Origin of the sequence: Pedobacter zeae (assembly GCF_014196715.1) — a bacterium.
Classification (GTDB): domain Bacteria; phylum Bacteroidota; class Bacteroidia; order Sphingobacteriales; family Sphingobacteriaceae; genus Pedobacter; species Pedobacter zeae.
This window is the reverse complement of sequence record NZ_JACIEF010000002.1, coordinates 888,906-915,298: the sequence shown is the minus strand read 5'-3', so window position 1 is coordinate 915,298 and position 26,393 is coordinate 888,906. Positions and strand designations below refer to the sequence as shown.

19 protein-coding genes are annotated in these 26,393 nt (G+C 43.1%); 10 read left to right on the top strand and 9 right to left on the bottom strand.

Annotated features, from left to right (window positions below; genetic code table 11):
* Window positions 1-101: 101 nt before the first annotated feature.
* Window positions 102-1,283: an FAD-dependent oxidoreductase gene (locus GGQ60_RS10535; RefSeq protein ID WP_183763410.1), complete on the bottom strand. Its 1,182-nt coding sequence runs from the start codon at window positions 1,281-1,283 to the stop codon at window positions 102-104.
* Between the two features lie 4 nt (window positions 1,284-1,287).
* Window positions 1,288-1,794 carry a transposase gene (locus GGQ60_RS10530; RefSeq protein WP_183763407.1) on the bottom strand — a complete coding sequence of 169 codons (507 nt, stop codon included), beginning with the start codon at window positions 1,792-1,794 and terminating at the stop codon, window positions 1,288-1,290.
* A 103-nt stretch (window positions 1,795-1,897) separates the two neighbouring features.
* Here GGQ60_RS10530 and GGQ60_RS10525 point away from each other — a divergent pair, with 103 nt between their 5' ends.
* On the top strand, window positions 1,898-2,374 hold the full coding sequence (locus GGQ60_RS10525) for a MarR family winged helix-turn-helix transcriptional regulator (protein WP_221235927.1): 477 nt from the start codon (window positions 1,898-1,900) through the stop codon (window positions 2,372-2,374).
* A gap of 234 nt (window positions 2,375-2,608) precedes the next feature.
* Here GGQ60_RS10525 and GGQ60_RS10520 read toward each other — a convergent pair whose 3' ends face one another.
* The 5 genes from GGQ60_RS10520 to GGQ60_RS10500 form a co-directional block, all read right to left on the bottom strand.
* Window positions 2,609-4,609, bottom strand: coding sequence for an FAD-dependent oxidoreductase (locus tag GGQ60_RS10520; RefSeq protein ID WP_229685024.1), 2,001 nt, complete (start codon window positions 4,607-4,609; stop codon window positions 2,609-2,611).
* Window positions 4,609-6,333 carry a RagB/SusD family nutrient uptake outer membrane protein gene (locus tag GGQ60_RS10515; RefSeq protein ID WP_183763404.1) on the bottom strand — a complete coding sequence of 575 codons (1,725 nt, stop codon included), beginning with the start codon at window positions 6,331-6,333 and terminating at the stop codon, window positions 4,609-4,611. The genes GGQ60_RS10520 and GGQ60_RS10515 overlap by 1 nt, the downstream gene beginning before the upstream one ends.
* Window positions 6,334-6,345: 12 nt before the next feature.
* The gene (locus tag GGQ60_RS10510; RefSeq protein WP_183763401.1) at window positions 6,346-9,645 is read right to left on the bottom strand and encodes a TonB-dependent receptor; all 3,300 of its coding nucleotides are present in this window, start codon (window positions 9,643-9,645) and stop codon (window positions 6,346-6,348) included.
* Between the two features lie 74 nt (window positions 9,646-9,719).
* Complete coding sequence (locus tag GGQ60_RS10505) at window positions 9,720-10,862, bottom strand: FecR family protein (RefSeq protein ID WP_183763398.1); 1,143 nt, start codon at window positions 10,860-10,862, stop codon at window positions 9,720-9,722.
* A gap of 22 nt (window positions 10,863-10,884) precedes the next feature.
* Window positions 10,885-11,430: an RNA polymerase sigma factor gene (locus GGQ60_RS10500; RefSeq protein ID WP_183763395.1), complete on the bottom strand. Its 546-nt coding sequence runs from the start codon at window positions 11,428-11,430 to the stop codon at window positions 10,885-10,887.
* Window positions 11,431-11,909: 479 nt separating this feature from the next.
* Between GGQ60_RS10500 and GGQ60_RS10495 the strand changes: the two genes are divergently transcribed.
* The 5 genes from GGQ60_RS10495 to GGQ60_RS10475 all read left to right on the top strand — a co-directional run bounded on the left by GGQ60_RS10495 (window position 11,910) and on the right by GGQ60_RS10475 (window position 19,055).
* Window positions 11,910-12,989, top strand: coding sequence for an endo-1,4-beta-xylanase (locus tag GGQ60_RS10495; protein WP_183763392.1), 1,080 nt, complete (start codon window positions 11,910-11,912; stop codon window positions 12,987-12,989).
* 102 nt (window positions 12,990-13,091) lie between these two features.
* Complete coding sequence (locus GGQ60_RS10490; RefSeq protein WP_260300592.1) at window positions 13,092-13,937, top strand: sialate O-acetylesterase; 846 nt, start codon at window positions 13,092-13,094, stop codon at window positions 13,935-13,937.
* 34 nt (window positions 13,938-13,971) lie between these two features.
* A complete protein-coding gene (locus GGQ60_RS10485; RefSeq protein ID WP_183763389.1) occupies window positions 13,972-15,078 on the top strand; it encodes an endo-1,4-beta-xylanase in 1,107 nt (368 codons plus the stop codon).
* 3 nt (window positions 15,079-15,081) lie between these two features.
* A complete protein-coding gene (locus GGQ60_RS10480) occupies window positions 15,082-17,934 on the top strand; it encodes a glycosyl hydrolase 115 family protein (protein WP_183763386.1) in 2,853 nt (950 codons plus the stop codon).
* A 23-nt stretch (window positions 17,935-17,957) separates the two neighbouring features.
* Complete coding sequence (locus tag GGQ60_RS10475) at window positions 17,958-19,055, top strand: glycoside hydrolase family 43 protein (RefSeq protein WP_183763383.1); 1,098 nt, start codon at window positions 17,958-17,960, stop codon at window positions 19,053-19,055.
* Window positions 19,056-19,305: 250 nt separating this feature from the next.
* Here GGQ60_RS10475 and GGQ60_RS10470 read toward each other — a convergent pair whose 3' ends face one another.
* Window positions 19,306-20,139, bottom strand: coding sequence for an alpha/beta hydrolase (locus tag GGQ60_RS10470; protein WP_183763380.1), 834 nt, complete (start codon window positions 20,137-20,139; stop codon window positions 19,306-19,308).
* A gap of 76 nt (window positions 20,140-20,215) precedes the next feature.
* Complete coding sequence (locus GGQ60_RS10465; RefSeq protein WP_183763377.1) at window positions 20,216-21,769, bottom strand: glycoside hydrolase family 43 protein; 1,554 nt, start codon at window positions 21,767-21,769, stop codon at window positions 20,216-20,218.
* A 249-nt stretch (window positions 21,770-22,018) separates the two neighbouring features.
* Between GGQ60_RS10465 and GGQ60_RS10460 the strand changes: the two genes are divergently transcribed.
* The 4 genes from GGQ60_RS10460 (at window position 22,019) to GGQ60_RS10445 (ending at window position 26,365) form a co-directional block, all read left to right on the top strand.
* Window positions 22,019-23,386 (top strand): glycoside hydrolase family 43 protein, encoded by a 1,368-nt coding sequence (locus GGQ60_RS10460; protein WP_183763374.1) that lies wholly within the window; start codon window positions 22,019-22,021, stop codon window positions 23,384-23,386.
* A gap of 266 nt (window positions 23,387-23,652) precedes the next feature.
* Complete coding sequence (locus GGQ60_RS10455; RefSeq protein ID WP_183763370.1) at window positions 23,653-24,648, top strand: SDR family NAD(P)-dependent oxidoreductase; 996 nt, start codon at window positions 23,653-23,655, stop codon at window positions 24,646-24,648.
* An 11-nt stretch (window positions 24,649-24,659) separates the two neighbouring features.
* On the top strand, window positions 24,660-25,388 hold the full coding sequence (locus tag GGQ60_RS10450) for an SDR family NAD(P)-dependent oxidoreductase (RefSeq protein WP_183763367.1): 729 nt from the start codon (window positions 24,660-24,662) through the stop codon (window positions 25,386-25,388).
* Between the two features lie 155 nt (window positions 25,389-25,543).
* On the top strand, window positions 25,544-26,365 hold the full coding sequence (locus GGQ60_RS10445; RefSeq protein ID WP_183763364.1) for an AraC family transcriptional regulator: 822 nt from the start codon (window positions 25,544-25,546) through the stop codon (window positions 26,363-26,365).
* The last annotated feature ends 28 nt before the right edge of the window (window positions 26,366-26,393 follow it).

Sequence of the window (26,393 nt, the reverse complement as noted above, 5' to 3'; positions counted from 1 at the left end):
CCTGTATTAAAGCCCCTGAAACAACTTCAAGGGTGACGATATTCCGGCGAAATCTAACCTTATTGATTTATACCATAAATTACTTCCTCAGCATGACACTTTTATACAACCTCTTTGTTTGCATCATAGCTGTATACCCAATGCATTTTTTTCTTCTCCATATTGATAAAATATTTTAACAAGATATCTCTGAAAAAATTGGCTATTGGATTTGGCTTTGATTTGGCCCTGCCTATTTTTCTTGCCTGTGCAATAATCATGGCCACCCGGGCAACCCTTAATTGCTGAAAACGTGAAAAGGCAATTCCGGTATCAGGGTACATGGCCAGGCAATTAGCCAAAACTGCACTATCTTCTAATGCAAGGGAAGCTCCTTGTCCAGTGTGCGGTGATATGGCATGTGCCGCATCGCCAATCAGGCATACTTTTGCTGTATACCATTTTTCCAAAGCGGGCATATCATAAATGGGATAAGCAAACAGGTTGCTGCTGGCCGCAATGATCTGGCTGATCTTAGGCTGATCCTTTTGATGAAGTTCCAACAAGTCTTTTTTTATATGTTGCTGCCGGAGATTGAGCTCCGAACCCCTTGACTCCTGTTCCCAATCGTAGTTGTTAAACCACCATACCTTTCCGGTATTGGTAGTGGAACATCCGAAAAATGCCTCTCGGCCAAAAGTCATGTCTATCGCTTGTGAGGCTTCTTCCCAGCCAGGGATCTTTACAATGGCCCCGGTAGAAAGCATTTTGGTATATACCGGTTTAGGCGCATCAGGAAAAATCAACCTTCTGCATCGTGAATGGATCCCATCGGCCCCGATCAACAGGTCGTAACCGGTCAACCTGCCTTTACTCGTCTCTACCTCTATTTTGGTTTCCCGGTAATCAATAGACATCAATTTGCAGCCATATTCTACCTGTACCCCCAAACTGATCAGTTTTTCCTGCAACAGCTTGCTGATCGCTGACCTCCTCACCTGTATACTGCTGATACCATAGGACTCCTTCTGGTACGATGCATCCAGTTCGGCAATGCGCTGTCCTTTTGAATTATAAAAACGGAGTGTTCCGGGAACATACTCTTCATAGAGTGGCGAAATATCAACAAGGCCGGAAAGGACATTCAGGCCGTTGGGTGATATACCAAAAAACAGGCCTTCGTTCATCTCTGCCTCGCTACGGGCCTCGATAATTTTTACCTGCGCACCCTGTTCAACCAGTTTAATCGCCAGGGCCGGGCCTGCAATCCCGCCGCCTACAATCAGTATTTTTCTTTTATCCATATCGTTATTCTTGAATAGTGTGATCCTTTTTAAACCTTAAGATGAACACATAGCCCAAATTGACCATTACATAAAGTCCCACGCGCAGGTAATTAAGGTTTTTCCACATAATTGCCTTTTCCAGCAATCCGGGATCTACGGCAGGCTTCACATCCATCGCCATAAACTGCATTAGCGTAGGGGCAAAATACTGGAGGGTCCATACCCGGAGTGCAATGTGCACTACCAGTAAGCCTATCATGGCGTTGCGCCTTGGCCTGATGTGCCAGTTAAAGAAAAGGGCAAGCAACAGGAAAATTTCATGTACGGAATGTACAATCATCCAGAAAAGCTTGAAATCAAGCCCATAAGGTGTCTTGAAAAAGAATAAGGAGGCAGGTGGGCCAGCCGTCCATGCCGGAACCATGATGGCCGTTTCCCACAATTGCGCACCATTCATTACAAAATAGAGTGCGGTGGCCACATACAGCCATTGATCTGCCCTCAATGTTTTATTGATTATCGCGTTCATTTTTTTGTTTTAAAATCTATAAGCAAAGCATTCTTGATATCTTTACCACAAAAATAATTAACTTTACAATAAAGTATCTTAATAACAAAAATAAATTGTTTTTATGGACAATAAAGAAAAATCAGAGAAAAAAATACTTTTGGCAGATATAGACCATTTGACGAGGGAATTTTCGACCGGTACAGTACTTATGCACCAGGCAATTGCGCAAAAAGCCGGCTTAACCGGTACCGACCATAAGTACATAGACCTGCTTCTGCAACATGGTTCTATGACAGCCGGGCAGCTGGCCGAGTTGAGCGGTATTACTACGGGAGCCGTTACAGCCATGATCGACAGGCTAGAAAAGAGCAAGCTGGTTACACGCGAACGCAGTGCTGATGACAGAAGGAAAGTGATTGTAGTTCTGGACCGTGAAGAGGCATTCAGGCGGATAGGTCCCTCATTTACGGCCATGCAGAACGATCTGGATAACCTGTATAATGATTTTACCGTTTCAGAACTGGTAACCATTGAAAAATACTTAAAGGCAGTTGTCGGATTTACCAATAAACAGATCAGGAACCTAAACGGACATTAGGCGATGGATAACATTAGAAAATATTTTAATGAATCCGTAACACCTTAATTATGAAACGGGTAATTTTGGTGGCAAAGGCATATCATATCTTTGGTTTCGTGCTCCCTTCCAGGTGTTATTGATTGTCTGAACCTACTTCTTTGTGGTGAGGTAAAGCAGCAGATAATTTAACTGTACGGGCCGGACTGCGCCTGACAAGACGTCGAGAGGCCTACACCCCGGCCAATGAAGGGTTCATTCCCGGGGTACAAGCAAAATCGCATCGGCAACGGTAGCCGTTCCGCTTGCGGCTATTTCAACAAATGCCGGCTTTCCGGAAAAACTGTAGGTACCAAGGCTTACCCACTCACCGCTGGTTTGTCCGAGTACCTTAACTTCACTATCCTTAATGCTGAGCTGTTTTTCCTGTTGCCCATCAAATATGGTGATTTTGCTTTCTGTAGCAGTTTTAGCACTTTTCGGATAATAAGTAAAAACTTCATATTTCCCCTTGGTCTGTTGGGCCAGGTGGTATCTTATCGTTTGAGGCTGATCCGTATTTTCGGATGCGACAAGAAAATCGGGGCCGTAACCTCCATGTTTTTGAGAATTCCATCTACCTTTTAGGGTTACCCCATCCGGGTTACTGTTATCGATCACGATTTCTGGCCTGCTGCCATCTACCAAAGGATCGGCCTTTAACTGTTGCTGGAGTTTGGCCACATTTATCTGCTGTACGGCAACCTTTTGATTGATGGCTTGCGCAGCCGCTGTAGCCGCCGATTGGGCCAGCACCATAAAAACGGGCTCCATACGGATTGAACCGTAGGCGATGTGCGTAGCCGAAAGACAAACGGGCACAATTAAATTGGAAACTTCTTTTTCTTTTGGAACAATAGCCCTGTATGAAATCGGGTAAGGGCCAAATCCGCCTTCCTCTACATTTCCTTCATTTCTTACTTCGCCATTAACCACGATCCGGTCGCAATTATGCGAATCCATCGTATAAGCGGCCATGCCTACCCCATCGGTAACCGTCTCTCTCCCCTGACAATGGTGTTGGGTCATGACCAACTCTCCTTTCATTCTTCTTGCCTCCCTAATATATAATTGATGAGACCAATTGCCATGATCCTGATATTCGTCTTTCGGGTAGCCCCATTGAGCAATTTCTTCCCGGATATGTTCTGGCACTCTTGGATCAGTGCCTACAAAAAACAACAAACCTTTGGTATAATCTGTGTGTGCTTTCCAAATCTCTGCGCGTTTGCTGTAATCCGCTTCCGGATAATCCCAATTCATACCTATCATATCTGTAGAAAAGCCATTCCTATTATTGATATCTGTTTTTTGGTTAGGCATTCCACTCCATATAAATACATCCTGAAGCGATTTCCATGTACGCTTTTCCATTTGACGAATCAACAACTCATAGCGCTCTGGCTTATAATTATCGGGTTTCGTAATGGGAATACGGTTTTTCGGGTTATTGGTTAAACAGATCCTGAAATTATAGGCCTGTACCTTCTTATCGCCACTTCCGGTTTCCTTAAGTGTGCCTTTTCCTATTCCCCATAGCAGGCCACTAGATGGGTCCCCTTTAATTTTATAAGGATCAATACCCTGGGGCAATTGATGGCCATTCATCAACTGTACCCCGTTAAAAGTTTCGCCATACTCGGCATTTGCCTCTCTGCCTACCGTGTACGACACACCTGCGCGGGCCATCAGATCACCTTCATACGAACAATCTATGAATACTTTAGCATTTACGGCAGTTATTTGTTTTTTGTTGGGGTTATCTAACCTGATTGAAACAATCTTATTGCCTTTTTTTACCACACCAGTAATTCTATTTTGAAAAAGTACAGGTACGTGACCTCTTTTTACATAATCATTAAATAGGTTTTCAGCCACATGAGGTTCAAATACCCATTGTTCAAAACGGCCATAATGACTGCCTACCCTCCGATAAAAATCGAGTGCCAGGCCACTAATTGCATACTTATTACCGATATCGGTAAGACCAAGTCCTCCGCTGCTCATACCACCGAGGTTTTTTCCGGGCTCTATAAGCAGTACAGACTTGCCAAGTTTTGCAGCAGTATAAGCTGCAATTACACCTGCAGAGGTTCCGCCATAAATACAGATATCATATGATTTTGAAGTCGACTGGGCAAAGTTTGCTTTTGTAACCAGCAAAAATGCCAGCAAACAAAGCAGGGTTTTTATCAATTTAGCATTTCTATACATCATTAATAATTAGGATTGGGTTTAAGGTTTGGATTAGTAACGGTTTCAATAAATGGAATAGGCCAAAGGTAATCTCTATCCTTGTTAAAAGTGCGCACCTCTACTACACGCATATCTGCACGGTTAGGCACATTAGTATAATCGGCAAGGCCATTTTCATCAATTTGTGGTGCAGCGGCCACCAAACCACGTTGTACGCGGCCATAAAAATTCCCCGTCATGGCTTTCTCAGCAATCCGCCACCTTCGCAAATCACTTAACCTAAAGCCTTCCATTGCCAATTCGTAAAGACGTTCTTTGCGTACCAGGCTCCTAAACTCAGCCTGCGATTTACCTGAAGTTATAGCCGGCATATTTACGCTGGGCCGTGTTCTTACCCGGTTTATCGCATCGTAAGCAGATTGATCCAGCTGTTGCAGCTCATTTTTTGCTTCAGCGTAAATCAACAAAATCTCGGCAAACCTTATCTGAATTATATTCAGTTCTGAATTGGTACGATCTAAACGGTCATCAAGATCGACATATTTTTTCCAGCAATAACCGGTAAATGTGGCAAAGGCGTTGAGTGCATCCTGATTGTCTACACGGGTAGCAGGATTGGTATTGTAATTCCAACATTTTACACTGTCACGATGGGTTTCAAACTGATAATTGAAGTATATCGAACCGGGTACCGCTATGGTAAAGGTTAACCTGGGGTCTCTATTTTTGTAAGGCGTAGCCGGATCAAACAAAGGAGATTTATCAATATTTAATCCATCAGTACATAAGTAAGCATCTACCAGCGATTGCGATGGCACTTTATTGGTAAAACCAAGGCCATTTCGCGACACCAGGTTGTTAGGCGTAGAATGAGTTTTGGTACGGGACGCTTTTAAATATTGAAATGCCCAGATGATCTCAGTTGAGTTCTGTCCGGCATAACTGAATAATGTGCCAAAATTACTATGAAGGTTATAAACATTAAGGTCCATTACGGCTTTTGCAGCTTCTGCAGCTACTGCCCATCGCTGGTTGTACAAGGCTGTTCGGGCTTTGATGGCCAGGGCAGCACCCCTGCTCGCCCTGCCTACATCTGCTCCGGTATAGGTAACAGGTAAATCTATAGCAGCTTCAGTAAGTTCTTTAAGTATAAAATCTACCACTTCGTTTTTTGGATTCTTCGGAATGTTCATCTCTTCCAAAGAGAGTGTTTTGGTTACCAAAGGTACATCCCCGAAGTTATCGATGAGGTAATGATAGGTATAGGCACGCATAAACCTGGCTTCGGCACGGGAACGGTTAAATATAGTAGCCGTGGTTTTATCTTTCACTTTGTCTATATTATCCAGTATGAAATTACACTTGGCGATTACTTTATACCCTTCGGTCCACACGCTAAGTGCAAAACCGTTATTGCTATCATGATTACCTTTGCCGATACTCTGCAGGGCACTATTATTCCGGTCCCAACCAATATCGCTGCCATTATCAGTCAAGAGGTTTAGTGGCATGTTATCCAATGGCGCATAATTTGCATAGCGGTACAGGCCATTTACGGCGAGCAAAAGTTCATCCTGGTTGGTAAAAAATGAATCGTCGGAAGGCCCGCTTAAAGGATATTTTTCCAGATAATCTGATTTGCAAGCTGCAAGTGTGGCCATCAGGAAAACGACCATCAGCCAGTGTTTTTTGGTTCTCATCAGTATATTATTTTTACGGATGTTTAATATTAAATACGTTTTCATTTCTGCAGTTCTTTAAAATGATGCCTCTAAGCCAAAACTATAAACCTTTACCTGTGGATATATATTTCCACCGCCTACTGGCGCTTCTACATCATAACCTTTCCAAAAGCGGTCGAACGAAGCCAAGTTAGAACCATTGGCGAAAATGCGTAAACGCTTAATCGCTGCTTTTTGGCTGAATTTGCCAGGCAGTGTGTAACCGATCTGTATATTTTTCAACCTCAAGTAAGAAGCATCTTTCAGGTAAAATGTAGATACCTGCTCGTTATTGGTTTCTCCAAATGCCAATCGCGGAAATTTAGCATCCGGATTATCCGGGGTCCAGCGGTCTTTATTGTCTTCGCGGATTGTGCCTCCAATTGCTCCGCCAACATTGAAAGGTAAAATACCGGGGCCGCTCAAATAACCATTGGCCTTGCCCACGCCCTGCAGCAATATTCCTAAATCAAAGCCTTTGTAAGATGCAGCCAAATTTGCTGCATAAGTAAACCGTGGAATTGTTCCCCCGATCACCACTTTATCGGATTCGTTTATGATACCATCTCCATTTTGATCACGGTATCTGATGTCTCCTGCCTTAACTGTACCAAACTGTTTGGCATGCGCTGCCACTTCTGCATCAGACTGGAATAAACCTTCGGCAACATAACCGAATAGCGATCCTATTGCATACCCTTCACGATTTACAGTGGTTCCCGTTTGGTTAATACCATGTGTATCTACCACCTTATTGATTACATCAGAAACATTTACATTCACCTGGTAATTAAATTCTTTGATTTTTCCTTTATAACCCATGCCTAATTCCCAACCATTATTATCTACCACACCAGCGTTTTGGAAAGGCTTGCCCAATCCCCCAATTAAGGGAATATCCAGTGGCAATAAAATATCGCTTGTACGGCGACGGTAATAATCTGCAGTAATGGTCAGGCTATTAAACAGGGTCAAATCCAAACCGATGTTTTTTTCTTCCGTACTTTCCCAAGAGATATTTTTATTGGCCAATGTGTTCAGTGCTGCAGTATTAACGATTTGCTTACCTAAGGTATACGATTCCAATACAATAGCGGTAACGGAAGGATAAGTGCCGATATTCTGGTTACCCAAAGCTCCCCACGATACCCTCAATTTTGCTTCGTTGATTATTTTCTTTAACCCAGACATAAAACCCTCTTCCGAAATGCGCCATCCGGCAGATGCCGAGGGGAAAAATCCATATTTGTTACCGGCAGAAAAACGTGAGGAACCATCGTAGCGGGCATTAAGCTCTACCAGGTATTTGCCTTTGAAAGCATAGTTAATCCGGCCAAAAAATGATTGCAAAGCCCATTCTTCGGCACTCCCTGTAGCTTGTTGGTTCAGTGCTGAACCGGCATTCAGCAAATCATAATTCGGTAGAATAAAGTTATCGCGGTAAGCATTTACCCACTCATTATAAAAATCTTCGCGCGAAGCACCTACCAGAAATTTGAAGTGGTGATTACCAAAATTTTTATTGGCGGTAACCGTTGCCCTTGTATTGTTGAAAAAAGAGTGGCTGTTGCTTTCTGTAAGCATAGACATGGCAGGTGTTAAAAAGCTTGGCGTGCCATTAGGCAAATAAGATTGAATAGCAATACGGTAATTTTTTCCTGTAGAAAGCGCATATTTAGGGGAATATGCCACTTCAGCTTCCAGCCAATCGAACGGTTTGTAGTTTAATACCGCGTTGATGCTTCCAAAAGGTGCCCGGGTGCGGTTGGTTCCACCAGCTATACTTGCCGAAATAGGGTTAGAGCCGTTCCATCCTACCCCCCATTGTCCGGCCTGGGTAATTCCTATCTGGTTGGCCGGAATACCGTTCATCCATTGAAAAATTTCTCCTGAACCCACTGCAGGATCTGTTGTAATGGCATTCACATATTGTAAATCGATACGGGCGTTCAGTTTATCAGAAAATTTGATATCGGCATTTGTTCTGATGGTATAACGCTTGAAACCTGAATTCTGAATAACGCCTTTCTGATCCAGCAAACCAAAAGAGCCTAATAAACGCACTTTATTTGTACCACCCTGAACCGTCAGGAAATGACTTTGCTGTAAGCCCGAACCTGTTAAGGTTTCTTTCTGCCAATCGGTATTTGGATAAGCATCAGAACCTGCACCGTTCTGTGCCCTATACTGTTCAATCAGTGATGCCGGGTAAAGTGGGGTGCGTCCCGTATTCACGTAGGCCTCATTAGTGAGCAGCATATGATCTAAAGCATCCACAATATCTGGCATATTGGTTGGATTTTGCCATCCGATGTAATTATTATAGGAAAGTCCTACCTGGTCTACATTGGCTCGCTTCGTGGTAATCAAGATTACACCATTAGCCGCCCTGGAACCATAAATGGAAGAAGACGCGGCGTCTTTAAGTACAGAGATAGACTCAATGAGGTTGGGATCTATGTTGTTCATAGAGCCTTCTATTCCATCAATCATTACTAAAGGATTGGGATCGCTTAAAGTACCCACACCGCGTATACGGATGCTTGCTGCATCTCCGCCAGGCCTTCCGGAACTTTGCCTCACCGTTACGCCAGGGGCCATGCCCTGTAATGCGGCAGAAGTTTGCCCTACTGGCCTCACCGCTATATCTTTACCTGATATTTGCGAAACCGCCCCGGTAAGGCTGGTTTTTTGCTGCTTACCATAACCTACAATAACGATTTCATCGAGATTTTCATTGGCGACCTTTAATTTAACGTTAATGATCACCTGCGTACCCACCTGAATTTCCTGGGCTGCATAGCCCATGTAAGAGAAGACTAAAACATCATTATTGGTTGCATTAATCTTATAACGTCCATCATTATCGGTCTGCGTACCGTAGGCAGCTCCTTTTATTTTAATACTGACACCTGGCAATGGCCCGTCTGTTTCGTCGGTAACCCGACCACTTATTTCGGCTTTCAATGCCCGGATATCGGCCTGGTCTTTCTTTGGTACGGGGCTTGGAGCAGCTTTTTGAAGCACAATGTATTTATTCTTCACTAGCCAATCCAGTTGCTTACCTTTAAGTGCCACTGCCATTACATCAGCAAGTTCAGCAGCTTCAAAAGCCACCGAAATGGTCTGTGAATCATCTAATAATGCATTACTGTAAAAAACCGTAAGTCCTGTTTGTTTTTTAATCGTTTTAAAAAGATAGGCCAGTGTAATGTTGTTGGCCTTTAAACTAATCTTTGCCGGAAATTGAGCAGCTACCGAACTAACTGCAAAGAAAAGCATTAACGAAATTACCGGTAAGGACAACCGGCCCATTCGGGTAAGATTTTTGATCATGCGTTTAGGTTTATATTTAAGTTAAACCCATGATGCAATAATTCTTAAAAGGGGTGAATGTTTTTTAAAAAAATTTAATAAAAGGTTAATATGCCTTTTTCCAGCTTGCTATGAATGCCTGAGGTTAGCTGTAAATTAGAAAGCACCACTTCTAATGATTGGCTTTTGTCTATCTCTCCTGTAAATATCTGCTTGCTGATCGCGGTTGATTTCCAGTCAATTTTCACATCGTACCAACGAACCAAAACCTGCGCAATCTCTCCCAGTGGCTTGTGATGAAAATAGTAGGAGCCTTTGCGCCAGGAGAGCAAATCGGCATCGAAATTTCTAACACCAAGTGTACCGGATCGAGCAAAAACCTCTTCGCCAGGCTTCAACAGGATATTTTCTTGGTCTTTAACTGCTGATATAGCACCTTCTACCAAAGAAGCTGTAAATACTTCGTTTTCATAGGCACTTATATTGAAGGAGGTACCATGTACCTGTATTGCAGCATAATCTGTATGCACGATAAAAGGTACTTTCGCATTTTTAGCTACTTCAAAATATGCCTCGCCCTTTAAATATACTTCACGTTTGGAAAGATCAAAACGAAAGGGGAAACGCAAACTTGATGTTGCATTTAACCACACAGTTGTGCCATCGTTTAATTTTATTTTATAGTCTTTTGTAGGTGGCACCACCAATGTTGCCCACTGCAGAGACTTGCTTGCATCGCTGGTGTAGCTCAATTCTTTAGATTGATTATTGATTTCTGTACCTGCTATTTCAAATTTCCGGTCGGCAGAAAGATCAAGTGTTTGCCCATCATCTGTTTTTAAATATACCTGGTGATGAGGGGCCTGCAGTGTAACGGTATTATGGCCACGAAACATCCAAAAACCAATAAATGCAATCGCCAATACAGCTGCCGAAGATACCACATACCGCCACATCGGTACCTTTTTAGCTTCAATTGCATGTTGATCATCTTTTAACTCTTTACTTATACGATTCCATGCCTGCTGTTCATCTAAACGATCCAGAAAATCAGAAGCACGGGACGACGCCTGAAACTGACCGAGAATATGCTGCCAATATGCCCTGGCTGCTGGCGAATCTGAAAGCGCTTTATTCACCATTAGCTCATCTTCTTCACTGATCGTTCCGGCCAGCTTTTCCACCAAGAGTGCCTTAATATATTCGTCGTTATACTCCATCTCCTTATTCAGATGCATGTTCGTCTCTATTAGGTGAATGTTATTTTAAATTTATTAGTTTTTTCTGCAGCACTTTTACTGCCAATTTAAGGTGTGTCTTCACCGAGTTGATGGAAACCCCCATTTCATCTGCCGCTTCCTGATACTTTTTATGGTCTATATGTACCAGTTTAAAGGCTTTTTGGCGTTGTATGGAAAGTTCATTGAAAATCGTTTTCACCTGTTGTTCCCGCAAATCGTTGGGGACCTCTCTTTGCCCTTGTTCCTCTGTTTCCTGCACTAACGACTGTGTATATACCTCTAACTGGCGTTGCGTACTCTTTTTCTTGCGCAATACCATCAGACATTGGTTGTGTACGGCACGAAACAGGTACGACTTTAATGAAGATTTGACGGACCGGTAATGGTTTTTCTGCCACATCTCCACGAAAAGGTTCTGCACCACATCTTCTGCTTCCATTTCATCATCCAGAATAAGGAAAGCTTTGAGCGCAAGGGCTCGATAGTATTTTTTGAATACACGCTCATGAGCAGTTTTATGCCCTGATTGAAGCTCATCAAGTAATATTTGGTCCTCTTCCTGCATTTAACAACAGCCTAAAGTGAGCTAAATATATCACTTTTTACTAAAAGAAAGTATACCTGTTTTTTTGAAATGCCGAAGCTGTTTTATTATCATTCAGCCATTTACCAACGTCATAGAATCTGCTTTCTGCCGAAGCTTTTTCAGTGCAATTAGAAAATAAACGGAATCATCATGGCGAGGAGGAACGACGAAGCCTAGCTGCTACAGGCTTCGCCGGCTAAAAAGCCTTCCAGCAACGACGATTTCTCGAGGAGATCTAAACGTTAAATTCTCCTGCTACTCTTATTGATTCTTATACAATCCCCCTCAGTGTGTCACAGTAAAATGTAATATGCTTTAGTTGAATAAAATTTAAACGCATTCCAATAAATTCTGCTAAAAAACACCCGATTATTCAAATGTGCTAGTAAAAATGACGAAACAAGCTATCCTTATACCGCCGATCCAAATAATTTAGCTTCCTTATCATCAACCAATATATGAGCTGGAAGCCGAATAAATTACGAACGATTTCTTTTTACCTCCTCTTTTTAATCCTGCCCCTGGTTGCCTACAAAAGGGCTGAAGGACTGAAAGACTATTATAAAGATTACTTTCCCATAGGAGTTGCGGTTAAGCCTTCCGATCTCCGGAGCGATGAAAAATCGTTAATCCTCACACATTTCAGCTCCATCACTGCAGAAAATGCAATGAAAATGGGTCCCATACACCCGTTTGAAAAAAAATATTTCTGGCAAATTGCCGACTCCATTGTTCAATTCGGGTTAGACCATCAATTAAAAATAAGGGGGCACTGCCTGGTTTGGCACGGACAAACGCCAAGATGGCTGTTTAAAGATTCTACAGGAAACCAGGTTAATAAAGAAGTTTTACTTTCGAGGATCAAAGACCATATTAATACGGTGGTATCGCGCTACCGCGGAAAAATTTATGCCTGGGATGTTGTGAATGAGGCAATAGCCGATGACACCAGCACTTACCGCAAATCTCAGCTGTATCAGATTGCCGGAGAAGAGTTTATTGAGCAGGCATTCAGGTATGCACACGCCGCAGATCCAAAGGCAGTGTTATTTTACAACGATTACAATACGGAAAATCCAATAAAAAGAGAGAAGATTTATACCATGCTGAAAAAGCTGCTGGCCAAAGGAGTTCCCATCCATGGTGTAGGTTTACAGGCACATTGGTCTGTCAATAACCCGAGCCGGTCAGAGCTTGAAAAATCAATCGAATTATTTTCATCCCTGGGTCTTCAGATCCAGTTTACCGAACTGGACATTTCCGTATTTCCGGGGAGGCAGGGTGGTCAGCTGATCACGGGAGAAAAAAGCCTTGATAAAACGGCTTTTACACCGGAAATGGAACAACAGCAACTGGAGAAATATAAGATGGTTTTTGAGGTATTCAGAAAATATAAAAAGCATATTACCGGTGTTACGTTCTGGAACCTTTCAGACCGCTACAGCTGGCTGGATGGCCGGGGCAGAAAAAACTTCCCGTTATTGTTCGACACGGATTTACAACCTAAAAAAGCATACTACGAGGTAACCAGGTTTTAAGCGGACAGTGAGCAGATGGCCGCAAAATTGCTGCGGCCGTTCCTGCTGCGGTAAGGCCTGTCCATAACTGCATCTAATCAAATACTATTAATATAACCAAATATGAATATGACCAAATTACGGGCCGCTTTTATCTGTGCAGCCCTATTGCTAATCAGCATTCCCTCCTTTTCACAGGATCCTAATTTTTATATCTTTCTCTGCTTCGGGCAGTCGAACATGGAAGGTGCTGCTAAATTTGAAGCACAGGATACCACAGCGGTTGATGAAAGGTTTAAACTGCTGGAGGCTGTTGATTGCCCTGGCTTAAACCGGATAAAAGGCAACTGGTACACAGCTGTGCCACCACTTACACGGTGCAATACCGGTTTGGGTCCTGTAGATTATTTCGGCCGGGCACTTGTTGCCAAGCTGCCTGAAAACGTTAAAATAGGTGTTATCAACGTTGCTATAGGCGGATGTAAGATCGAACTGTTCGACAAGGAAAATTACCAGTCTTATACAGCCACAGCGCCTGATTGGATGAAGGGCATGTTAGCCGGATATGAAGGAAACCCATACGCCCGGTTGGTTGAATTGGGCAAAATTGCCCAGCGGAGTGGCATCATCAAAGGAATATTGTTGCACCAGGGAGAATCGAATACGGGCGATAAGGCATGGCCGGAAAAAGTAAAGCAGGTATATGAAAACCTGTTGAAAGACCTGGAGCTGAAAGCTGAAAAGACCCCGCTGCTTGCCGGCGAAGTGGTAAATGCCGATCAGGGCGGGGTTTGTGCCAGTATGAATACCATTATCGCCACCCTACCGCAAACCATTACCAATGCACATGTTATTTCTTCTGCGGGCTGCCCGGATGGACCAGACAACCTGCACTTTTCGGCCGAAGGTTACCGCATGCTGGGTAAAAGGTATGCAGAAAAGATGCTCAGTTTACTCGGCAAGCCGTAACCCAATAAGCTGTAACCTTTCAAAATTGAAGATAATGAATACCAAAAATATACTTTTAAGCGCTGGTTTAATGCTATGCTTTGCGTTGAGCTTTGGGGCATATAAAACCATACCCTTTTCTTACGGTCATCAAACCGATACCATTGGTTTAAAAGATGTTTATAAAAACTATTTTTCTATTGGTGTTGCCGTTGGCAAACGTAATCTGGCCGGAGAAGAAAGTGCCTTGATCAAAAAACACTTTAACAGCATCACGGCGGAGAACGACATGAAAATGGAGCGGATGCAACCCCAGGAAGGCCAATTCAACTGGAAGGAAGCCGATTCGCTCATCAGTTTTGCAGAGAAAAATAACATCAAAGTACGCGGACATAATTTATGCTGGCACGAACAGGCACCTTCCTGGTTCTTTACGGATAAAGATGGAAAAGAAGTAAGTAAAGCCGTATTGCTACAGCGGTTAAAGGCACATATCGATGCGGTTGTTGGGCGGTATAAAGGAAAAATATATGCCTGGGACGTTGTAAATGAGGCCATTGACGATGATTCTACCCGGTATCTCCGCAATTCCAAATGGTTTCAGATCTGCGGCGAAGACTTTATCGCCAAAGCTTTCGAATATGCCCACGCCGCCGATCCCGATGCCAAGCTTTATTACAATGATTACAATACCGAAAGACCCGAAAAGCGGGAACGTGTGTACAGGTTACTCAAGAGCCTAAAAGACAAAGGCGTTCCTATAGACGGCGTTGGTTTGCAGGCACACTGGTCTATTTACGAACCTACTGAAAAAGAACTGGTTTTGGCAATCAGGCGTTATTCCTCTTTAGGCCTTAAAATACAGTTTACCGAATTGGATATTTCTATTTATCCCTGGGAGAAAAATAAACGAAGCAAACGCCCCGATGAAAGCGACGCTTACACTGCCGAACTCGAAGCCAGGCAGATAGCGCAATACAAAATGGTGTTCGATGTATTCAGAAGATATAAAAATGTAATCACCAATGTTACCTTCTGGAATATTTCAGACCGCCGCACCTGGCTGGACGGTTATCCCGTACCCGGCCGTAAAAATTATCCTTTACTTTTCGATACGCAGTTAAAACCCAAAAAAGCTTACTGGGAGGTCGTTAAATTTTAACTCATGAAGAAATTATTTGCACTGATCTTATTTTTTTCCGGCTTTATCACCGTCCGGGCTCATACGCTCGATCCAATTACGGTAAATACTTACCTTCCCGGAAGCTTTCCACTGGTGAGCCAGGGTAAGGTTCCGGCAATTATTGTCGATAATCACGAATGGCCCGGCGTTGTACGGGCAGCTAAAAATCTTCAGAACGATATTAAACTGGTGAGTGGTATTGAGCCTGTATTTTTAACCGGTAAAACCAGCAGGCTGCCCATCATCATTGGTACAATCGGTAAAAGCAAAATCATCGGCGACATGATCCGTAACCGCAGCCTGGATGGTTCAGAAATTGCGGGCAAGTGGGAGGCGACCTTAATACAGGTGGTAAAAAACCCGGTAAAGGGGATTGATTCGGCCCTGGTAATTGCAGGCAGCGACAAACGTGGAACCATATACGGAGTATACGAACTTTCTGCTCAGATGGGTGTTTCGCCATGGTATTACTGGGCGGATGTACCGGTAAAAAAAAGCCAATCGCTCTACGTTATCGGAGGAAGCCATGTAATTTCATCGCCGGCGGTAAAATACCGGGGAATATTTTTAAATGACGAAGCCCCTGCACTTTCGGGCTGGAGCAGAAAAGAATTTGGAGGCTTTAACCATAAGTTTTATGAAAAGGTGTTCGAACTGATTCTCCGTTTAAAGGGAAATTATTTATGGCCGGCCATGTGGGGTAATGCATTTAACGACGACGATGTGCTCAATCCTATTTTGGCTGATGAATACGGGGTAGTAATCGGAACTTCACACCACGAACCCCTAACACGTGCACACGATGAATGGAAACGATATAAGGGCGGTAAATGGAATTATGAACAAAATCCGGCACAGTTACGTGCATTTTGGGAAAGCGGCCTGCAACGTGTAGCCGGTAAAGAACAAATTATTACCATTGGTATGCGTGGTGATGGCGACGAGCCGATGTCAGATGGTACAGCCACCGCCCTGCTCGAAAAAATTGTAAACGACCAGCGCCAGATTATTGAAAAAGTAACCCAAAAACCTGCGGCGCAAACCCCGCAGCTTTGGGCCTTATACAAAGAAGTTCAGGATTATTACGATAAAGGAATGCGCGTTCCGGACGACGTTACTTTACTGCTTTGCGATGATAATTGGGGCAACATCAGAAAATTGCCGGCCCTGGGAGAGAAACCCAGAAAAGGTGGTTATGGAATTTATTATCACTTCGATTATGTAGGCGGTCCGAGAAACTATAAATGGATAAATACTAATCCCATCCAAAAAATATGGGAACAAATGCACATGGCTTACGAGTACAATGCCAACCAGATTTGGATTGTAAACGTTGGTGATTTAAAACCCATGGAATTTCCCATTCAATTCTTTTTAGATTATGCCTGGAACCCTGATGCCATACCGGCTGATAAATTAATAGACTATACTACCCAATGGGCTGCCAAACAATTTGGTAATGAACAGGCCGTAGCCATATCGAGTCATATAGACACCTACCTGAAATATGCCGGAAGGGTTAAACCAGAACTGCTTGATGAAAACACTTATAGTTTAACCAACTATAATGAGTTTGAACAGGTTACCAATGATTTTATTAAACTCAAACAACAAGCTATAACCACCAGCAAACAATTAGCTGATCACCAAAAAGATGCTTATTACCAGCTGGTACTTCATCCTATTGAGGCCCTGGCCAATTTGTACGAGCTTTATCTAGCCGTGGCCAAAAATACACTATATGCCAAACAGGGCAGGTTTTCGGCCAATGGTTTCGCCAGAAAGGTCGATTCATTGTTTAAAAAAGATGCTGAAATCAGTACTTATTACAACAAAACAATGGCCGGTGGAAAATGGGATCATATGATGGACCAAACACACATTGGATACACTTCCTGGCAGCAACCGGATCGCAATATCGCCCCTAAAACTACACTCATCAACAACCCCGTTACTGCCCTGGGTATTTCACCGGAAAACTCAGCACTTCACTTTACAGGAAAAACAAAGTTACCCAATGGTTTCACTTTTTCGGCAGTCACCAATGCATTCCATAGCTTCGAAATTTTTAAAACAGGTGCAGGAGAAGTGAAATACGAGATTAAAGCCCCTCCTTTTGTATCGCTAAGCCGCCAGAAAGGGATGCTTGGTGATGATCAGAAAATTTACATCAGCATTGACTGGAGTAAAGCGCCAAAAGGGACTAAAACAACCGAAATGCTTATTACTGGCAGTAACCATTCAATTATTACCGTGCCTATCAAAACTGAAAATACATTACCGGCAGATTTAACTCCCGATTTATTCCTTGCCGATGATGGCTACCTCTCAATAGAAGCGGCAAGCTACAACAGGGCGGTAAACAGCCGGCCAATTTTTTGGAAAACCATCCCAGGTTACGGAAAAACAAAAGACGGTGTAATCGTAACGCCGGTAAGCTCGCCTGTGCAGCAACCCGGTGAAGGTGCTCCGCATTTGGCCTACGATATTTTTGTAAACGAAACGGGTAGTTTCAACTTAAATACCTTCGTATCTCCTACCATTGATTTTACAGGAAAAGATGGTTTAAAATTCGCGGTTTCATTGGATGAACAAAGCCCGATTGTGGTTAATATCAGCAAAGATTATACTTCTGATTATACCTGGGGGCAATCGGTGGCCAACAATATTAAAATCTTCAAAACACCCCTGGTTTTTAATAAACCAGGTAAACACACCCTCCGGTATTGGATGATTAACCCCGGGGTGGTACTCCAGAAATTGGTGCTGGATCTTGGCGGATTAAAACCAAGTTATTTAGGACCTGCTGAGAGCATTAGAAGTACACAAAATTAACTTTAACGAAACCGATAAAATATATGAACGAATTAAGAAAACTAATCCTTTTTACCGCTGTAACCGGAATGGCTTTTGCCGGCGCTTGTCAGCAGGCAAACCAGAAAACAGAAAGTAAAACTACAAATGCGGATAAAAAAACCGGCTACCTTTCGCAGCCCATTATTTCCAACATTTACACTGCCGATCCTTCTGCACACCTGTTCAATGGAAAAATTTACATTTACCCATCGCACGATATCGAAACCGAAACCAAAGAAAATGACAATGGCGACCATTTTGACATGAGAGACTATCACATTTTAAGTATGGACAGCATTAATGGCAAGGTTACCGATCATGGTGTGGCATTAAGTATCGGAGACATTCCATGGGCAGGCAGACAGCTCTGGGCACCGGATGCGGCTTTTAAAAACGGCACCTATTACCTTTATTTCCCGGTTAAAGATAAATCAGGTGTATTTAGGATAGGGGTTGCAACGTCAAAAAATCCGGCAGGACCTTTTAAGGCCGAACCAACGCCTATTAAAGGAAGTTTCAGTATTGATCCGGCAGTATTTACCGATACCGATGGAGCCAGCTACATGTATTTTGGCGGTATTTGGGGCGGGCAGTTGCAGCGCTGGAATAATGGAGCATATGATAAAAACGGGTCTAAAACCGATTCACAAAAAGAAAATGAGCCCGCTTTGAGCGCTAAAGTAGCCAAATTGAGTAGCGACATGTTATCATTTGATGGCGAAGTAAAAGATGTTCAGCTTGTAGATAAACAAGGAAAGCCTTTGCTCACCAAAGACCACGACAGGCGTTTCTTCGAAGGAGGCTGGATGCACAAATTTAATGGCAAATATTATTTCACCTATTCAACCGGCGATACCCATTACCTGGCTTACGCGATTGGTGATAAACCCTATGGGCCATTTGTTTACGAAGGTACTTTTATGAAGCCTGTTCAGGGTTGGACCACCCACCATTCTATCTTAGAAATTAATGGCAAATGGTATATCTTTTATCATGACACCCAACTTTCGGGCAAAACACACCTTAGAAACGTGAAAGTAACCGAATTGAAGCACAAGGCTGATGGTACAATCGAAATGATTGATCCCTTTGTTAAATAACGTGATTTTTGAATATTGATGTTTGATTACCAGTTTGTTACAACATACTTCGTCATTACGAGGCGATGAGCGAACCGAAGCAATCTATCATGTAATTTATCATCAAAAAGGGTGCTTCACTCCTGCGCCCCGCCTTCTTCATTTCGCAATGATGAAATTAAGGTCCAAAACTCACCTTAAATAGCAATCTGAAACATGCTTACCGGTGGAAATTTAAATGAGGTTTTAAATTTCCACCGGTAAATAGCCATTACTTGTTGGCAAATACCAGTTGGGAAAATTGGTAGAGGTCGTTTTTCCAAACCTTGAAATCATGTTTTCCCGGTTCTTTGTAGAAAATATGGGGTACTTTATTTTCTACCATATAATCGCGGGTACGTTCGCTGATCTTTAAAAGTCCGTCTTCATCGCCACACGAAATCCAAAGCAGTTTAATCTTATCTTTCGCTGTATCTGGTTTAGGCAACAACTGATCAGGCATTTTGGTATTGGGTGCCGATGAAAACCCACCTATCCAGGCAAACTTATCTAAATTTCCCAATCCAAAATTTAACGATTGTCCACCTCCCATTGATAGTCCGGCAATAGCCCTGTTTTCACGGGTGTTTTTTGCAGGATATTTCTGTTCGATATAGGGGATCAGATCGTCTAACAGGTCGCGTTCAAATGTAGCGAAAGCGGCTACTTTATCCGGCGCCATGATGTTTCCAGAAGAACGGTCATCAGCCATTGCCCTTCCGTTTGGCAAAACCACAATCATCTCTTTTACCTTTTTTTGCGCATAAAGATTATCGAGAATGCGTTCGGGATGTCCTTGGTTTAACCACTCAAACTCATCGCCGCCTATACCATGCAATAGATATAATACCGGGTATTTTTTAAGTTTTGAATAGTTTGGAGGCAGGTAAACTACAGCCCGTCTTTTTACTCCAACCGTTTTCGATTGATAGGTGATGGTGTCTAATTTACCATGGGCAATTGCCGGATTTGACTCATCAAACCCGGCAGGAGCCTGGCCGGTTTGCGCACTTGCTATCCCAAAAGCCAGGCACAATGTACATAGCGACAAAAACGTTTTTTTCATATTATATAGTTTTTAGTTGTTAATATTCATGATTTTCCAGCCTGTGTTTTAAAATTCCTGCAGGCAGAAAATCAGGTTATTTTGCTTCGATCCTGAAATAATCAAAATCAACATATCCTCCAGTATTTTCGGTTGCATAATTAAATAGAGCAAAACGATAACCCATAAAATGCGGTAACGTGTAGGCCATTTGCAGTGGCTCCCCTATTGGTTTCCAGGTTTTGCCATCAAAACTGTAGAAAAAATAACCTTTATCTGTTCGGTGCTCAAAATCGCAACTTGCTTTAAGGTAGATGGTGTGCTGTCCGGAAGGAACATCATCGCCGGTCACAGTGCCCTTTTGCGCGCTCACCATTACAACTGTTTTCTTAGCTCCGCTATGTTTAACACCAACCCAACCGAATTGACGCTGAAGCAACATCAATCCGGCCTGATCTCCGCTTTTCATGTTGGAAACATCAATGGAAGTAATAGCCGTTGATTTGGGTCCGATGGTGCGTTGGGTTAAAATATTACGCGCCAGCAAAATATTTGTATCTAACCTTGAAGTAGTGATACGCAAAAACCCTTTACGTTCGGTTACCGACCAGTGCGCATGATCGGGATTATGGTTCCATTGCCACACCAATGGCAATGGCAGACTGCCCTTTTTACGATCGAACTCATCAGACGCCACAAGGCCAGGAATTAAGCCCTTGCTAGCCGGAAGTTCGAGTGTTTGAGGAACTTTACCATTAATGCCTAATACCGGCCACCCATCTTGCCAGCTCACCGGAACCAGGTAAGGGATACGGCCAACAGCTCCAAAATCCCTGAAAAGATAAGAAAACCATTTGCCTTCCGGTGTACTGATTAAACCGCCTTGTGCAACACCATTGTCTTTGAGGGCCACCTGGCCTTCATAAGGACCGGTAAGTTTATCGGAGCGATGTACCACCACGGTACGCATCCCATTTCGTGGCCAGGTGATATTGAAAAGGTAATATTTGCCCTTAATTTTAAATAGTTGCGATCCTTCGGCAGGTAATCCGGGGCCTATACCGGCCGGAAGACTGGCGTTTTCAATAATGCTTACAGGTTTGAATCCCGGCTTTATCCCCGATAAATCGCTGTTTAATTCCACCAGCATAATTTTTCCGGCACCGTATACCATATAGGCCTTTCCATCATCGTCAAAAAACAAAGAATGATCATGTAACGAAGGCCTAAAGGAGACTGCTTTCCAAGGCCCCTTTTCGATGTCTTTGGTGCTGTAAATATAGGTTTTACCGGTGGTACCAGAAAAGGTACTCACATAATACATCCCGTTATGGAAACGGAGGCTACTGGCCCACGAGCCTCTGCCGTAATCCCACTTTCCGTTCGACAAAGTTAATTCATCGGCATTTCCGAGGGTATTATAAGCGTAATTAACAATTTTCCAGTTCACCAGATCGGTCGATTTCATGATGGGCACACCCGGATTCATGTGCATGGTGGTGCTGCTCATGTAATATACTTTACCCACCCTGATCATCGAAAGATCAGGTACATCAGCAAAAATGACCGGATTGGTTGCCAGCTGCGCTTTAGCACAAACTGCAATGAGCAAAAGAAGGGGTAAAAATGTAAATCGTTTAAAATTCTTCATAACAGGCGGGCAACAGTCAATTTAAATTGGTTAGGTTATATCGTTTACTCAAAACTATTCAGAAATTATGTAGATCAACAATCTATTTTGTTCAAATCTATATGACGAATGTTCTTAAATCAATCAATTCTGTTACAGAAAAGTGCCAAAATAACCAAATGTACTAGTAAAATTGATGAAATAAACTAGTTGGGCGGCGTTGATCTTGATACTTTAGCAACATAATTAAAACTAACCTAATTTACTTTTATGAGAATTAAATCCATTTTTGCCTCCTGCATTTTTCTCCTTATTTTAATAACTGCCCAAAGCAGTTTTGCTGATGAGGTTATCGTCGGATACCGTCATTTGGCCGACCCCGGTACACTTGTTTACAATGGCAGGATATATCTTTATGCTTCCAACGATGACGAAAACAGCTATGATAAAAACAGTGGCTATAAAATGAAATCGATTGTTTGTGTTTCCAGCAGCGATATGAAAAACTGGACAGACCATGGGGTGGTATTCGAAGCACCACGGGATGTGGCCTGGGCTGGCCGAACCTGGGCTCCGTCGGTAATTGCCCGGGATGGCAAGATTTTTCTATATTTCGGAAATGGCGGCAATGGTATCGGTGTGGCAACTTCTAACAGTCCGATAGGTCCTTTTAAAGATCCGATCGGAAAAAAATTAGTGGAAACACAAACCCCGGGTGTGCTTCCTGCACCCAATATGTGGCTCTTCGACCCGATGACCTTTATTGATGATGACGGGCAGGCTTATATGTATTTTGGCGGCAATGGCGATAGCAATGTCCGTGTAATCAAACTTAACCGTGATATGGTCAGTGTAGATGGTCCGGCGGTATCGATTACTGCACCGGCGTTTTTTGAAGCTTCATGGATGCATAAGCGCAACGGAATTTATTATTTCTCCTATTCTACCAATCCAAAGGCCCAGATGCGCATCGATTATTTAATGAGTAAAAGTCCAACTACCGGCTTTACATACGGAGGAATTGTTGCCGCACAGCCACCACACAATAACAACAACAACCACCAGGGCATTTTCGAGTTTAAGGGCCAGTGGTACCACGCCTATCACAACAGGGCGGTAGCCTATAAATTAGGAATTCCAACCGAGTTTAAGCGAAATCTTGCCGTTGAGCTACTCAATTACAAGCCAGACGGCAGCATTGAACAGGTAACCTATACCGCTGACGGCGTGCCACAGGTACAGGGATTAAATCCATACACCCGGGTAGAAGCCGAAACCATGAACGATCAACAAGGGGTTAAAACTGAAGCCTGCAGCAAAGGCGGCTTAAATGTAACCAATGTTAAAAACGGCGATTGGATTAAAGTTAAAGGTGTTGATTTTGGTAAAGGAGCAAAAAAGTTTTCGGCCGCTGTTGCCAGTATCGGTAAGGACAATAAAATTGAACTCCGCTTAGGCAGCCCCACCGGAAAATTAATAGGAACCCTGGTGGTACCTAACACCGGTCAGGCACAAGATTGGAAAGAAGTGAGCTGCAAAGTTGAGGGTGCAACGGGGAAGCAAGATCTTTTCCTGACAATTAAAGGAGCAGATAAGCCTGAGGTGAACATCGATTTTTGGTCATTTACGGCTAAGTAAAGATTTATTTAATTTTTACCGGAAGAAACTGACAAATAATGTCATTACTTAACATAGCCCCACAGGTGCTCTGCCCGTGGGGTTATGTTGTATAAACTTATCGGGCCGGCCGTTTTTTTGAAGATAATCCTAAAACATTAAAACCATCAGATCGGCTCCCTGCTTTTATGGCCTTTTAAACAAAGTAACTTCGGACGTTTAAACAAAGTCAGGCGTTGATAGGCTATCTATCTTTGTTTCATCAATAACAAATAAAATTTAAAAAGATGAAACAGAATAATTATCAGGGAGCACTACAACAACCAATCGGTTCGGGCTTCAATGCAAAATCAACAGCAGCAGATGTCATTAAAGGCATTAAGCTAAAAGGGAAAATTGCCATTGTAACCGGTGGCAATACCGGTATCGGCCTGGAAACAACTAAAACATTGGCAAATGCCGGAGCAACGGTTATCGTACCGGCAAGAGACGTCGAAAAAGCAAAACGTAACCTGGAGGGGATTCCGCTTGTTGAGATAGAACCGATGGACCTGATGGATCCGGCTTCCATTGATGCCTTTGCCCAAAAATTTTTGGAATCAGGCAGGCCGCTTCACCTGTTGATTAATAATGCCGGCATTATGTGGGTGCCGCTTCGCTACGACAGCCGTGGGATCGAATCGCAACTGGCCACTAACTATCTGGCACAATTTCAATTAACAGCAGGGCTGTGGCCGGCACTCAAACAAGCGAATGGTGCCAGGGTAATCAATGTATCTTCACAAGGCCATCAGTTTGGAACCTTTAATTTTAATGATCCCAATTTTCAGAACCGAGAATACGAAACCTTGCAGGCCTATGGTCAATCCAAAACGGCCAGTAATTTATTCGCACTCGAGTTAGACGATCGGGGTAAAGCATTCAATGTACGGGCATACAGCCTGCACCCCGGCTCCATAGGCGGAACGGAACTTGGGCGTGAAGCACCCCTGGAGTTATTTGTAAAAATGGGTTTTGCAGATGAACAGGGCAATATGTTTCCGGAGGTATTGGCTTCGCTTAAAACCGTACCGCAGGGTGCTGCCACTACCGTTTGGTGTGCCACTACGCCATTACTGAACTCCATTGGTGGTGTATATTGTGAGGATGCAGATGTGGCCCCGCTGGCATCCGACAACGAATTATCTGCTGGGGTAAAACCTTATTCGCTGGATGAAGCTGATGCCAAACGCTTGTGGGAATGGAGTGAAGAAATCAGCGGTATATCTTTTTCAACTATTTAATTGAAAGAGAGATGAACACGTTAAAAGGTAAAATCGCCATTGTTACAGGTGGTAACAGCGGTATCGGCTATGCTACGGCAAAAGTTCTACAACAAAACGGAGCCAATGTGATCATAACCGGCAGAAGGAAGGAAGCGGTTGAAAAGGCCGCATCAGCATTAAATGTTACCGGAATGATTGCCGATCAGTCCAGTTTAGCTGATATAAACAAACTGGTAGCAGAAATTTCAGCACAATTTGGGAAAGTTGACATTTTACTCATTAATGCGGGGATAACAAAAACAGCAGCAATAGAATCGACCTCCGAGCAGGTATTTGATGAAATTATGGATGTAAATTTTAAGGGGGCTTATTTTACCCTAAGCAGGTTCATCCCTAACCTGAACGATGGGGCTTCGGTGGTATTCCTGTCGTCTACCTCTGCTACGATTTCACCGCCAACGGCTTCTGTATATGCAGCGAGTAAAGCAGCGATGAATGCGGTGATGAAAATAGCGGCCCTTGAGCTCGCCCCCCGAAAAATCCGCGTAAATGCGGTAAGTCCAGGTCCGGTTGCTACTGCGATCATAGACAAAATGGGATTAAATGATACTCTTGAACAGCAAATGCTAAGCAGTATTCCACTTGCAAGGTTTGGAAAGGCCGATGAGGTAGCAGCTTTAATTGCCTACCTGTGCAATGATGCAGCCGCCTTTATCACAGGAACTAATTTCCTAATCGATGGCGGACAATCAATATGATGGGCTGACTGCGAACAGCCTTAAAAGAACGGTAGTAGGCAGTAAGTGTACTATCGTTCTGTAAAAGTTAAACCGGACGTTTAAACAAAGCAGATTAATTAATATTTTTTACTTTTACCATAATCTTTTCCTTACGAAAAAAACAAGAAGAAACCATGCAGTACGAAGCGAAATACATCACAGACGACATCAAGCTTTCCTGTTACGAGGATAAGTTTTTCAAATCGGATATCCTGTTTGAACACCACATGCTGATTTGGTTCATTTCGGGCGAAACAAAAATCGTCCAGGCAAATGCCACTTATATTTTTAAGGAGGGTGATATTTTCCTGATCCCTAGAAACCAGCTGGCCACCATTATCAATTATCCCAAAGATGGGAAACCGCACAAGACTGTTGTAATGCACCTTTCGACAGCGCGCTTAATGGAGTTTTATGCAAATCTGGATGGTGTTTCCAAAACCTCAGCATTGCCGAAAATCTATCATTTCAGCAATCACCCTTTATTGGAAAGCTGCCTGTCTTCGCTGATTCCTTATTTTGATATCAAAGAACTGCCGGAGCACATTGCCTCGTTAAAAATTACGGAAGCCATTAGTATACTGAGGGCAATCGATAAAAGTATAGATAACATACTGGCTAATTTTGAAGAACCGGGTAAAATCGATCTGGCGGGTTATATGGAAAAGAACTTTATGTTTAACCTTCCCCTCGAAAAATTCGGCTACCTGACCGGCAGAAGCCTCACTACTTTTAAAAGAGATTTCAGTAAAGTATTCAATACCACACCACAACGCTGGCTCACGCAAAAACGGCTCGAACTGGCACATTACCAGTTTACGCAAAAGCACAAACGCCCCATTGATGTCTGTTACGAAACAGGCTTTGAGAACCTTTCGCACTTTTCATATGCATTTAAAAAACACTTTGGCTATGCTCCGACTGAATTGCTGAGCCAATTTGGCACTCATTCTTAAAATATAAATTAATGATGCGCTGCAACCC